Source organism: Pseudomonas edaphica (genome assembly GCF_005863185.1).
Taxonomy (GTDB): Bacteria; Pseudomonadota; Gammaproteobacteria; order Pseudomonadales; family Pseudomonadaceae; genus Aquipseudomonas; species Aquipseudomonas edaphica.
The window spans coordinates 1-11,820 of record NZ_VBVZ01000152.1 but is presented as its reverse complement, the minus strand read 5'-3'; the positions used below and the strand labels follow the sequence as shown (position 1 = coordinate 11,820).

General features: G+C 62.1%; 8 protein-coding genes and 2 pseudogenes. 8 read left to right on the top strand and 2 right to left on the bottom strand.

Features of this window, described 5'->3' with window-relative positions; all coding sequences use genetic code 11:
• The 5 genes and pseudogenes from FEM54_RS12350 to FEM54_RS12335 all read left to right on the top strand — a co-directional run.
• Positions 1-90: pseudogene (locus tag FEM54_RS12350) on the top strand (1,6-anhydro-N-acetylmuramyl-L-alanine amidase AmpD); the annotation flags it as partial.
• Entirely contained in the window at positions 87-923 is an 837-nt protein-coding gene (gene ampE, locus FEM54_RS12345; protein ID WP_138451122.1) for a regulatory signaling modulator protein AmpE, read from the top strand. The pseudogene FEM54_RS12350 and the gene ampE, both read left to right, overlap by 4 nt.
• A gap of 684 nt (positions 924-1,607) precedes the next feature.
• A pseudogene (locus FEM54_RS35085) lies at positions 1,608-2,747 on the top strand (HAMP domain-containing protein); the annotation flags it as partial.
• Positions 2,748-2,891: 144 nt separating this feature from the next.
• Complete coding sequence (locus FEM54_RS35080) at positions 2,892-3,605, top strand: methyl-accepting chemotaxis protein (RefSeq protein WP_419789491.1); 714 nt, start codon at positions 2,892-2,894, stop codon at positions 3,603-3,605.
• Positions 3,606-3,731: 126 nt separating this feature from the next.
• Positions 3,732-4,160, top strand: a complete 429-nt coding sequence (locus FEM54_RS12335; protein WP_017138307.1) for a hypothetical protein — start codon at positions 3,732-3,734, stop codon at positions 4,158-4,160.
• Here FEM54_RS12335 and FEM54_RS12330 read toward each other — a convergent pair.
• Together FEM54_RS12330 and cra are read right to left on the bottom strand one after the other, a co-directional pair.
• On the bottom strand, positions 4,107-4,883 hold the full coding sequence (locus tag FEM54_RS12330; protein ID WP_017138306.1) for a TatD family hydrolase: 777 nt from the start codon (positions 4,881-4,883) through the stop codon (positions 4,107-4,109). The two genes, FEM54_RS12335 and FEM54_RS12330, sit on opposite strands and share 54 nt — an antisense overlap.
• A gap of 2 nt (positions 4,884-4,885) precedes the next feature.
• Positions 4,886-5,881 (bottom strand): catabolite repressor/activator, encoded by a 996-nt coding sequence (cra, locus tag FEM54_RS12325; protein ID WP_017138305.1) that lies wholly within the window; start codon positions 5,879-5,881, stop codon positions 4,886-4,888.
• 294 nt (positions 5,882-6,175) lie between these two features.
• Here cra and ptsP point away from each other — a divergent pair, with 294 nt between their 5' ends.
• Genes ptsP through FEM54_RS12310 form a run of 3 tightly spaced genes read left to right on the top strand, consistent with a single transcriptional unit; the run spans position 6,176 to position 11,697 of the window.
• Positions 6,176-9,025 (top strand): phosphoenolpyruvate--protein phosphotransferase, encoded by a 2,850-nt coding sequence (ptsP, locus tag FEM54_RS12320; RefSeq protein WP_138451118.1) that lies wholly within the window; start codon positions 6,176-6,178, stop codon positions 9,023-9,025.
• A complete protein-coding gene (gene pfkB / locus FEM54_RS12315) occupies positions 9,026-9,967 on the top strand; it encodes a 1-phosphofructokinase (RefSeq protein ID WP_138451116.1) in 942 nt (313 codons plus the stop codon).
• Between the two features lie 11 nt (positions 9,968-9,978).
• Positions 9,979-11,697, top strand: a complete 1,719-nt coding sequence (locus FEM54_RS12310; protein WP_138451114.1) for a PTS fructose-like transporter subunit IIB — start codon at positions 9,979-9,981, stop codon at positions 11,695-11,697.
• Positions 11,698-11,820 lie beyond the last annotated feature (123 nt).

Here is an 11,820-nt window from a genome sequence, read left to right as displayed (position 1 = left end):
ATCGCACCGGGACGCAAGACCGATCCGGGCCCGGCTTTTGATTGGACGCGCTTTCGCAGCGCCCTGCAGGATGGAGGACACGCACGATGAGTTTCCTGGTGTTGGTGCTGGCGGTGTGGATCGAGAAGTTCTCGGCCCTGCGTCGGCGGTTGCAACGTGACGGCGGATGGCTGCGCGAGCTGGCCAAGCTGGAGTCGAGCCCGCGCATGGGCAAGCAGCCTTGGCTGATCCTGGTACTGCTGGTGTTGTTGCCGGTGGCCGTGCTGGGGTTGTTGCTGTTGGTGCTGGAGCCCGTGGCTTATGGTCTGTTGGCGCTGCCGGTGCATTTGCTGGTGGTGATCTACAGCCTGGGGCGCGGCGACCTGCTGGGCGAGCTGGGGCCGTTTCGCGACGCCTGGCGGCGCGGCGACCTGCAAGCTGCCGAGCACGTCGCCGAGCGCGACCTGAAGGTGGCCGCCGACAGTGGCGAGCAACTGTTGGAGCGGGTTCAAGGCCATTTGCTGTGGCAGGCCTACCAAAGCTTTTTTGCGGTGATTTTCTGGTATTTCCTGCTTGGCCCGGTCGCGGCCCTGGCTTATCGCCTGTTGGCATTGGCCAGCGAGAACAGCCAGAACCCGCTGGTCGCCGAACGCGCCGGGCAATTGCGTCACGCATTTGATTGGCTGCCGGTGCGTCTGTTGGCGGCCAGCTTTGCCCTGGTGGGTAACTTTGTCGCGGTCAGCCGGGTGATGCTGCATGAGCTGTTGAGCTGGGACATCAGCGCTGCGCAACTGATGGAAAAAGTTGGCTTGGTGGCGGCTGAAATTCCACCACCGGTGGTGGGGGCCGATGGCATCAACAGCCTGGATCGTCTGTGGGAACTGCTGCTGCGGGCTGCGGTGCTGTGGTATGCGGGGTTTGCGATTTGGACGGTGTTGCCTTAGCTCCGTACGGTCAAAATGTGGGAGCTGGCTTGCCTGCGATGGCGGCTTGTGGGTGTACATATCCATTGCTGCGGTAACGGCTGCTTAGGGTTCCGCCCTTACGGCGGGTCACTTTTGTAAAGACACAAAAGTAACCAAAAGGTCTTCGCCCCAACACTCGGTGCCTCGCTATGGCTCGGCATGCCCGCAATCCGCCAGTGATTTGGGGGGCCGCCGCGATGGGCCATCCTTGGCCCAGCGCGGCTAAACCGGCATCCCTGCCGGTTTACCCCCCAAATCACTGTCAGATTCCGGCCATCGTGTTTGACGGGGCGATTTCAGATCAAGATCAAGATCAAAAGCGTAGATCAAAAGACCGCTGACTTCGTCATCGAAAAGGATGTAAGGGCCAGAGCAACAGCAACAGCAACAGCAACAGCAGAGTCATACTCGGTCAACTGTGGGAGCTGGCTTGCCTGCGATGGCATCAACTCGGTATGCCTGATACACCAAGGTGCCTGCATCCCCACATTGGGTCTGTGGTGAATTTCCAAGCCGTTAACCTTACGTTACAAAACTCCCTTTCAAATTGAGCTATACAGTCAGAGCGCCAAATAGTGGCTATCTGCCGCCGCCCTGCGCCTCAATAAAAATAAGAAAGGGAGCTCACCCGTGAAGCGCTTGCTCTATCCCGCTGTCGCCCTGATGAACCGCCTGAGTTTTGGCATGAAGTTCAGCCTGATCAGCGTGCTGTTCCTGCTGCCGATGCTGGCGACCAACTATTTTCTGGTGCGTGACTCCTGGTCGCAATTCCAGGGCACCCGCATTGAACTGCAAAGCCTCGATTTGCTCGGCAGCAGCCTGGCCCTGCGGCGCGATCTGGAGACCCTGAACAATCAGGTGCAGATCAACGCGGTGCTGGGGCAATCAGGTAAGGCCGGCGACCTCGAAGGCAAGATCAGTACCCTTGAGCAGAGCGTACTGAGCCGCCTGCAAAGCCTCAACGCCATGACCGTCGACCCTGAGCAAGCCAGCGCCTTCGAGGGCAAACGCGACGAGTTAATCGCCGCCTTCAAGGCTCAGCAGCAAGAAACCTCGCTGCTGAGCAAAAGCGCGCTGATCGGCAAATTACTCAACAAGGCGCAGATGTTGAGCCAGATCATCGCCAGCCAGTCCGGCTTGAGCCGCGACCCTCAGAGTGATTTGCGCCAGCTCAGTGAGCTGCTCACCAGCGTCACCGCGCAAGTCACCCAAACCCTCGGCGAGGGGCGGGCCATGGGCGCGTACTCCCTCGGCCAGGGCTTTCTCAATTCATCCTCCAGCACGCGCTTTGACGAACTGTTGCAACAGTTGGAAAAACTCCAGGCTGAATACGCCTTGAAGCTGCAGGATGCCCTGGGCGCCAGTACCGCCGCGCACACGGCGCTCGACAGCTTGGCCCAGGCCAGCAGTGCCAGCCTCAAACAAGGCAGCGAGTTGTTTGAAGAGCAGGTCGTCATGGCGCAAACCCTCGACGCGCCGTGGCAGGGGTTCTACGAAGATGTCAGCCGACTGATGGCCCAGACCTACCAGCTCAATGACACCACCCTGAGGTTCCTTGAGCAGCAACTGCAGCAGCGCCTGGCGCAAAACCGCACGCACATGGTGGTGCTGGTGTGTGCCCTGGTGGCGGTGTTCTTGCTGATCTTCTATTTGTATGCAGGCTTCTATGCCTCCACGCGCACCACCTTGCGCCGACTGGGCGCGATGATGGACAAGGTGGCGGCCGGCGACATGACCGTCACGTTTGTGGCCCACAGTCGCGATGAACTGGGCGACCTGGGCCAAGTGTTCAACGGCACTGTGGCCAAGATCCACGACTTGATCGAACGCGTGGGGCACACCGTTAGCCAGGTCGAGCTGCAAGCCGGCCAGGTGCAGGCCGTGTCTTCGCAAAGCAATCAGGCGGTGTCCGGCCAGCGCAGCCAGATTGAACAGGTGGCGACGGCGATGAACCAGATGTCTTCCACCGCCCAGGAAGTGGCACGCAGCGCGGCCGCGGCGGTCAATAGCGCCCAAAGCGTCAACCACGAAACCGTCACCGGCCGTGGCCTGGTGCAATCCCAGCAGGGCAGCATTGCGCGCCTGGCGTCGGAGATTGATGAATCGGTGCGGGTGATCAATCAACTGGCCGCCGACAGCCAGTCCATCAGCAGCGTGCTGGAAGTGATCAAAAGCATCGCCGAGCAAACCAACCTGCTGGCGCTCAATGCGGCGATCGAGGCGGCGCGCGCCGGTGAGCAGGGGCGTGGTTTTGCGGTGGTGGCCGATGAGGTGCGCACCCTGGCCCGGCGCACGCAGCATTCCACCGAAGAAATCGAACAGATGATCAGCCGTTTGCACAGCGGTGTAGGCGCAGCGGTGAAGGCCATGGGCACCAGCCATACCATGGCCGATGGTACCGTGGCTCAGTCGGAAAAGGTCCAGCAGGCCCTGGAAAATATCCTTGGCGCCGTGGGCATGATCGTCGATCAGAACCAGCAGATCGCCGCCGCCGTCGAGCAGCAAACCGCAGTCGCGCAGGATATCGACCAAAACATCGTCGAAATCAATCGAGCCGGCGAACATGCGGCCCAGGGCGCGCAGCAGACCGAGGCCGCCAGCCGGCAGCTGTCGTTGCAGGTCATTGAACTGAAGCACTTGATCGGGGCGTTTCGTGTGTAAGACCTGCGCGTAGGAATAGGCTTGATGGTTTGTGGTGCCTGTCCTTATTTTTCGGTGTGCCTGTTTTGATCATGTGATTGGGTGAGAATTTGTTTCACCCAATCCGGGTACTCGGGAGGCAACGCGATGACGGCGGTTATCGGCATCAAAGGGCACTGCGCCCATTGCGACATCACCTTCGAACTCAAGCCCTGGCAATTGAACGCCATTGCCATCCGTGAGCCGTTTGATTGCCCGTATTGTCAGCGGGTCCTGGAGTTGAACTGCCCCAGGCAACTGCGCCAGTTCAAATCCTTGGACCACTGGGCCATGGTGCACCCCAGCATGATGGTACTGACCAGCGCGGTGCTGATCGTGGCGATGGTGGCCGAGTGGCTCGGCCTGATCAGTATGGTCGGGCAGCTCAACGTTTCATTGATAGTGGTACTTATGCACTTTCTGACACTGCGTTACGTGCGCCACCGGCAGCGACTGACCTTGGATTTGCAGGTGGTCAACGTGCTACCAGTTGAACAGCTCGCACGCGTTGCGTGTGCTCGTTTCGGCCAGCACTGAAGGGCTGATGCCCATGCGTTCGGCCAAGGCGTCGCAGATAGCCGGCAGATGTTGCGGGCTGTTGCGCTGGCCGGGGTACATGGCCGGCGCCATGTCCGGCGAATCGGTTTCCAGCACCAGCGCCTCAAGCGGCAGCTGGGTCAGCACCTTGTGCATACGCAGCGCCTGGGGCCAAGTGGCCGCGCCGCCCAGGCCCAGTTTAAAGCCGAGTTTGATGTATTCGCGGGCCTCCTCAACGCTGCCGGCAAACGCATGAATGATGCCGCCGCGCGGCAGGCGGATGCGTTTGAGGGTGGCGATCACTGCCGCGTGGCTGCGGCGCACGTGCAGCAGGGCTGGAAGCTGGAAATCCACAGCCAGTTTCAGCTGCGCTTCAAACAGGCTTTGCTGACGTTCGCGGTCCAACTGTTCGAGGAAGTAATCCAGCCCGATCTCACCGACGGCGCACAGTTGCCGATGGCCCTGTAGACGGGTCAGCCAATCACCCAACTCGATCAGGTCGGCGGGGCGATGATCCTCCAGATACACCGGGTGCAGGCCGAAGGCGGCAAATAAACTTTCATCGTCCTGCACCAGATCCCACAGCCGTTGCCAGTTCTGCTGATACACACCCAGCACCACCATGCGCTGCACGCCGAGTTGGCGGCTGTGGGCGAGGACTGCCCGGCGATCCGTGTCGAAATCCGGGAAGTCCAGGTGGGTGTGGGTGTCGATCAGCTCCACGCTCAAGCCTCGTGAATGCGCTGCTTGAAGGTCCGGCCGATGGCATGCACGCCGGGCTCATACTGTTCTTCTTCGATGGCCGCCAGGGCCAGGCGCAGGGCGGTGTCGGCGATCAGTTGATGTTGCTGGGCCATGGCGTTGACCGGCAAGGGCAGGAAGTCGAGCAGTTGGGTGTCGCCGAACGTGCCCAGGCGCAACGGCCGGGACTTGAGCGGGAAGTCATGCAACGCGTCGAACACACCTTGCAGCAGCACGTAGGAAGTCGTCACCAGCGCGTCAGGCAAATGCCCCAGGCGTTGCAGGAGTTCTTCCATCAGTTGGCGGCCACAGTCACGGCTGAAGGCTTCACCCTGCTCGATCAGCACGTCGCCCTTGAAGTCTCTCAAGGCTTCACGGAAACCGGCAGCGCGTTCCTGGCTGATGCTCAGTTCGGGGTGTGCGCCGATCAGCGCGATCTGCTTGGGCAGCGGCTGCAACAGGCTGCTGGTGAGTTGCTGGCAGGCCTGGCGGTCGTCGCTGACCACCGAGCAGAACTGCCCGGGTTCCATCACCCGGTCGATGGCGATCACCGGCAGGCCCTTGGCTTGCAGCTCACGGTAGCTGTCATCGCTGGCCGGCAAACAACTGGCCACGAACAGTGCATCGCAGCGCCGCGCGCGGAACAGTTGCAGCAGTTGGCGTTCGCTGTCGGCTTCATCATCGGAGCTGGCGATCAGCAGTTGGTAGCCGCGCGCCCGCGCGCCTTGTTCCAACAGCTTGGCGATGCGTGCGTAGCTGGGGTTTTCCAGGTCGGGCAAGATAAAGCCCAAGGTGCGCGTGTGCCGACTGCGCAGCCCGGCGGCCTGAGGGTTGGGCGTAAAGCCATGGGCTTCGACCACAGCACGCACACGCTCGACGGTGGCGCTGCTGATGCGTTGCTGTTCGGCCTTGCCGTTGATGACATAGCTGGCGGTGGTAACGGACACACCGGCCAGACGTGCGATATCACTGAGTTTCAAACCGGGATTTCCTTGTTTTTTAGAGCTTGCCCCGACATTTTGTCCAATCGTAACCGATTCCTGCACACGACTATTGTCTGAGCTCAAGTGCCGAGTGGTCCTTCAAGCTTGCATAATTAGCGCATAATCTGCCATAAATTCTAGATTAAACGTTTCAGCAAGCGTATTTTTACGATGTTCGCCACTGAGTGACTACTGCCAATTGACCACTCAGTCAGTTATTTATGAACGCGCCTGCGCTGATTTATTCAAAACAATACCTAGTGCCCACAGTGCACTAACTAGGAGAACGGCATGCTTGAGCTCACTGTAGAGCAGATTTCCATGGGCCAGGTGGCTGTGGATAAATCTGCTGCCTTGCACCTGCTCGCGGACAAACTGGTGGCCGATGGCCTGGTCGCCGAGGGTTATCTGAGCGGCTTGCAAGCCCGTGAAGCCCAAGGCTCGACTTTTCTCGGCCAAGGTATTGCCATCCCCCACGGTACGCCGGAAACCCGTGACCAAGTGTTTTCCACGGGCGTACGCCTGCTGCAATTTCCCGAAGGGGTGGATTGGGGCGACGGCCAGATCGTCTACCTGGCGATCGGCATCGCGGCCAAATCCGATGAACACCTGCGCCTGCTGCAACTGCTCACCCGCGCCCTCGGAGAAACCGACCTGGGCCAGGCGCTGCGCCGTGCCGGCTCCGCCGAAGCCTTGCTGAAACTGCTGCAAGGCGCACCACAGGAACTGGCGCTGGACGCGCAGATGATCAGCCTGGGCGTATCGGCCGACGATTTTGAAGAGCTGGTCTGGCGTGGCGCACGCCTGTTGCGTCAGGCCGATTGTGTCAGTAATGGTTTCGCCGCCGTGTTGCAGCAAGTCGACGCGCTGCCGTTGGGCGATGGCCTGTGGTGGCTGCACAGCGAGCAGACGGTGAAGCGCCCAGGCCTTGCGTTCGTGACGCCGGACAAACCGATGCGTTACCTCGGCCAGCCCCTGAACGGCCTGTTCTGCCTGGCCAGCCTGGGTGAGGCGCATCAAACCTTGCTCGAACGCCTGTGCGCCTTGTTGATTGAAGGTCGCGGCCAGGAATTGGGCCGCGCTACCAGCAGCCGCGCGGTGCTTGAGGTGCTCGGCGGCGAATTGCCGCCGGACTGGCCGAGCGTGCGCATCACCCTGGCCAATGCCCATGGTTTGCATGCACGGCCGGCGAAGATCCTCGCGCAGTTGGCAAAAAGTTTTGACGGCGATATACGCGTGCGCATCGTTGATGGCCCGGTGGGTGCCGTCTCGGTGAAAAGCCTGAGTAAGTTGCTGAGCCTCGGCGCCCGTCGCGGCCAGGTGCTGGAGTTTGTCGCCGAGCCTGTGATTGCCGGTGATGCATTGCCCGCGCTGCTGGCAGCGGTGGAGCAAGGGCTCGGTGAGGAAGTCGAGCCGCTGCCGACCGTGAGTGCCCAACCTACCATCCTTGATATTGAACCGGCGATCAGCGCGCCTGTGTCCGGCAGCCAGGTCCAGGCCATCGCCGCCGCGCCCGGCATTGCCATCGGCCCGGCGCATATCCAGACCCAGCAGGTCTTCGATTACCCGCTGCGCGGCGAGTCTGCAGCCATTGAGCGCCAGCGCCTGCACGCCGCGCTCACCGAGGTGCGCGCTGATATCCAGGGCTTGATCGAGCGCAGCACATCCAAGGCGATCCGCGAGATTTTCATTACCCACCAGGAAATGCTCGACGACCCGGAGCTGACCGACGAGGTCGACACGCGCCTCAAGCAGGGCGAAAGCGCCGAAGCTGCGTGGATGAGCGTGATCGAAGCCGCGGCCAAACAGCAAGAGTCGCTGCAGGATGCCTTGCTCGCTGAGCGCGCCGCCGACCTGCGCGACATTGGTCGCCGGGTGCTGGCGCAATTATGCGGCCTGGAAACCGCCCAGGAGCCTTACATCCTGGTGATGGATGAAGTCGGCCCCTCTGACGTTGCCCGCCTGGACCCAACCCGCGTCGCCGGCATCCTCACCGCCCGTGGCGGCGCCACGGCCCACAGTGCCATCGTTGCGCGTGCCTTGGGCATTCCTGCTTTGGTAGGCGCCGGCGCGGCGGTGTTGTTGCTGGCCGCTGGCACACAGCTATTGCTCGACGGCCAGCGCGGCCGCCTGCATGTCGACCCCGACGCGGCCACCCTGCAACGCGCCACGGTCGAGCGCGACACCCGCGAACAGCGCCTGCAAGCGGCCTCGGCCCAGCGTCACGAACCGGCCATGACCCGCGATGGCCATGCCGTGGAAGTGTTCGCCAATATCGGTGAAAGCGCAGGCGTTGCGGCGGCGGTGGAGCAGGGCGCCGAAGGCATTGGGCTGTTGCGCACCGAACTGATTTTTATGGCTCACCCGCAAGCACCGGATGAAGCCACCCAGGAAGCCGAATACCGCCGTGTGCTCGACGGCCTTGGCGGTCGCCCGCTGGTGGTGCGCACCCTGGATGTGGGCGGCGACAAACCGCTGCCGTATTGGCCGATTGCCGAGGAAGAAAACCCCTTCCTCGGTGTGCGCGGCATTCGCCTGACCTTGCAGCGCCCGCAGATCATGGAAGCGCAATTGCGTGCGCTGTTGCGCTCGGCGGACAACCGCCCGCTGCGCATCATGTTTCCCATGGTCGGCAGTGTCGATGAATGGCGAGCCGCCCGCGATATGACCGAGCGCCTGCGCCTGGAAATCCCGGTGGCCGACCTTCAACTGGGCATCATGATCGAAGTACCGTCTGCCGCTTTGCTCGCGCCGGTACTCGCCAAGGAAGTCGACTTTTTCAGCGTCGGCACCAACGACCTCACCCAGTACACCCTGGCCATCGACCGTGGCCACCCAACCCTGTCGGCCCAGGCCGATGGCCTGCACCCGGCCGTGTTGCAACTGATCGACATCACCGTGCGCGCCGCCCATGCCCATGGCAAATGGGTCGGCGTGTGTGGCGAACTGGCGGCGGACCCGCTGGCGGTGCCTGTGCTGGTCGGGCTGGGTGTGGATGAGTTGAGTGTGTCAGCCCGCAGCATTCCCGAAGTGAAGGCGCGGGTGCGTGAATTCAGTCTGAGCGAGGCCCAGGGCCTGGCGCAAAAAGCGCTTGCGGTGGGTTCGCCCGCGCAAGTGCGAGCCCTAGTGGAGGCCGTGTAAATGGCGAAGATTCTGACCCTGACGCTGAACCCGGCGTTGGACCTTACGGTACGCCTGGCACACCTGCAACCGGGTGCCGTCAACCGCAGCGAAACCCTGTTGACCCATGCTGCCGGCAAGGGTGTGAATGTCGCCCAGGTGCTGGCGGACTTGGGGCATGAAGTCACCGTCGGTGGCTTTCTGGGGGAAGACAACCCGCAAGCGTTTGACGCGCTGATCGCACGGCGTGGTTTTGCCGATGCGTTTATTCGCGTACCGGGCGAAACCCGCAGCAATATCAAGATCGCTGAACAGGATGGCCGGGTGACCGACATCAATGCGCCGGGGCCGCAGGTCAGTGAGCAGGCACAATTGGCCTTGCTCAATCAATTGACCCTGATCGCCCCGGGGCATGCTGCCGTAGTAGTCGCTGGCAGTTTGCCGCGCGGCGTCAGCGCGCAGTGGTTTCAGAGTTTGCTTGTGCATTTGAAAAGCCTCGGCCTGAAAGTCGTCCTCGACACCAGCGGCGAAGCCTTGCGCGCGGGCATCAAGGCCGGCCCGTGGTTGATCAAACCCAACACCGAAGAACTCGCCGAAGCCCTCGATTGCGCCACCGACTCCATCGCACAGCAGGCCCAGGCCGCCGAGCGTTTGCATGCTCAAGGCGTGGAGCATGTGGTGGTCTCCCACGGCGCCGAGGGCGTGAACTGGTTCAGCCCAGGCACCGCGCTGCATGCCACGCCGCCCAAGGTCAGCGTCGCCAGCACGGTGGGTGCGGGCGATTCGTTGCTGGCCGGGATGCTGCACGGTCTGCTCAGGTTTGATCTGCCGGAAACCACCTTGCGCCGGGCCACGGCGATTGCCGCCATGGCGGTCACGCAGATCGGTTTTGGCATCAGCGATGACGCGCAGTTGGCGCGCCTCGAAAGCGGCGTCCATGTGCGCACGCTGACAGAACAATAAGAGGGTTTGTGATGAAGTTAGCCATTGTTACCGCCTGCCCGAACGGCATGGTCACCAGTGTGCTGTGCGCCCGCTTGTTGGACGCCGCCGCGCAGCGCCAGGGCTGGAGCACCAGCACCGAAGTCGTAGATGTGCAGCACCCTGAGCGCCAGTTGTCTCAAGCCACAATCGATGCTGCCGAATGGGTGTTGCTGGTCAGTAGCACGCCGGTGGATATGCAGCGGTTTGTCGGCAAGCGTGTATTCCAGAGCACGCCGGCCCAGGCGCTGGCGGATGTCGACGCGGTGCTGCGCCGTGGTGCCGAAGAGGCCCAGGAATACGTCGCCAGCCAAGCGCCGGTGGCGGCGAAGAATGCCCCGCGTATCGTCGCGATCACGGCCTGCCCGACCGGCGTGGCCCACACCTTCATGGCCGCCGAAGCCTTGCAGCAAACGGCCAAGCGCCTGGGCTATGACTTGCAGGTCGAGACCCAGGGGTCGGTGGGCGCACGCACGCCGTTGAGCGCGCAGGCCATCGCCGATGCCGATGTGGTGTTGCTGGCGGCGGATATCGAAGTCGCCACTGAGCGTTTCGCCGGCAAAAAGATTTACCGCTGCGGTACCGGCATCGCCCTCAAGCAGTCCGAGGCCACGCTCAACAAGGCGCTGGCCGAAGGCGCGGTAGAAAACGCCGCCAGCGGTGCGGTCGGCAAAAAAGAAAAAACCGGCGTGTACAAGCACCTGCTCACCGGCGTGTCGTTCATGTTGCCGATGGTGGTGGCGGGCGGGCTGTTGATCGCCTTGTCGTTTGTGTTCGGCATCCATGCTTTTGAAGAAAAAGGCACCTTGGCTGCCGCCCTCAAAACCGTCGGCGACCAGGCCTTTATGCTGATGGTGCCGTTGCTGGCGGGCTACATCGCTTATTCGATTGCCGACCGTCCGGGCCTGGCGCCGGGCATGATCGGCGGCTTGCTGGCGGGCACCTTGGGCGCCGGGTTTATCGGCGGCATCCTCGCCGGTTTCCTTGCCGGTTACTGCGTCAAGCTGATCACCCGCGCGGTGCAATTGCCGCAAAGCCTGGAGGCGCTCAAGCCGATCCTGATCATCCCGCTGCTGGCAAGCCTGTTCACGGGCCTTGCGATGATCTATCTGGTCGGCCCGCCGGTGGCGCGGTTGCTCACGGGGCTGACGGATTTTCTCAGCACCATGGGCACCACCAATGCGGTGCTGCTGGGCATTTTGTTGGGCGGCATGATGTGTGTGGATTTGGGCGGGCCGATCAACAAGGCGGCGTATGCGTTTTCTGTCGGCCTGCTGGCCGCGTCCAGTGGTGCACCGATGGCGGCGACCATGGCCGCTGGGATGGTGCCGCCAATCGGCATGGGCATCGCCACCTTGCTGGCGCGGCGCAAGTTCGCCCAGACCGAGCGCGAGGCGGGCAAGGCCGCAATGATCCTGGGCCTGTGCTTTATCTCTGAAGGCGCGATTCCATTTGCCGCCAAAGACCCGCTGCGGGTGATCCCGGCCAGCATCGCCGGTGGCGCGTTGACCGGCGCGCTGTCGATGTATTTCGGCTGCAAACTCGCCGCACCCCATGGTGGTTTGTTTGTGTTGGTGATTCCGAATGCAATGAACCATGCGCTCCTGTATTTGCTGGCGATTGTGGCGGGCAGCTTGGTGACTGGGCTGGTGTATGCGCTGATCAAGCGTCCCGAGGCGGCGGAGCTGTCGATCACTTCAGCCAAGGCCTGACACTGTTCAAAATGTGGGAGCTGGCTTGCCTGCGATTGCTTTCTGTCAGTCACCCTTTCAGTGACTGATTCACCGCTATCGCAGGCAAGCCAGCTCCCACCTTTGATCTCCAGTGTTCTTACG

Excerpts from the sequence above, each read along its gene's own strand:
- ampE (WP_138451122.1), top strand. The coding sequence starts at position 87 with ATGAGTTTCCTGGTGTTGGTGCTGGCGGTGTGGATCGAGAAGTTCTCG.
- FEM54_RS35080 (WP_419789491.1), top strand. The coding sequence starts at position 2,892 with ATGAACCAGATGTCTTCCACCGCCCAGGAAGTGGCACGCAGCGCGGCC.
- FEM54_RS12335 (WP_017138307.1), top strand. The coding sequence starts at position 3,732 with ATGACGGCGGTTATCGGCATCAAAGGGCACTGCGCCCATTGCGACATC.
- ptsP (WP_138451118.1), top strand. The coding sequence starts at position 6,176 with ATGCTTGAGCTCACTGTAGAGCAGATTTCCATGGGCCAGGTGGCTGTG.
- pfkB (WP_138451116.1), top strand. The coding sequence starts at position 9,026 with ATGGCGAAGATTCTGACCCTGACGCTGAACCCGGCGTTGGACCTTACG.
- FEM54_RS12310 (WP_138451114.1), top strand. The coding sequence starts at position 9,979 with ATGAAGTTAGCCATTGTTACCGCCTGCCCGAACGGCATGGTCACCAGT.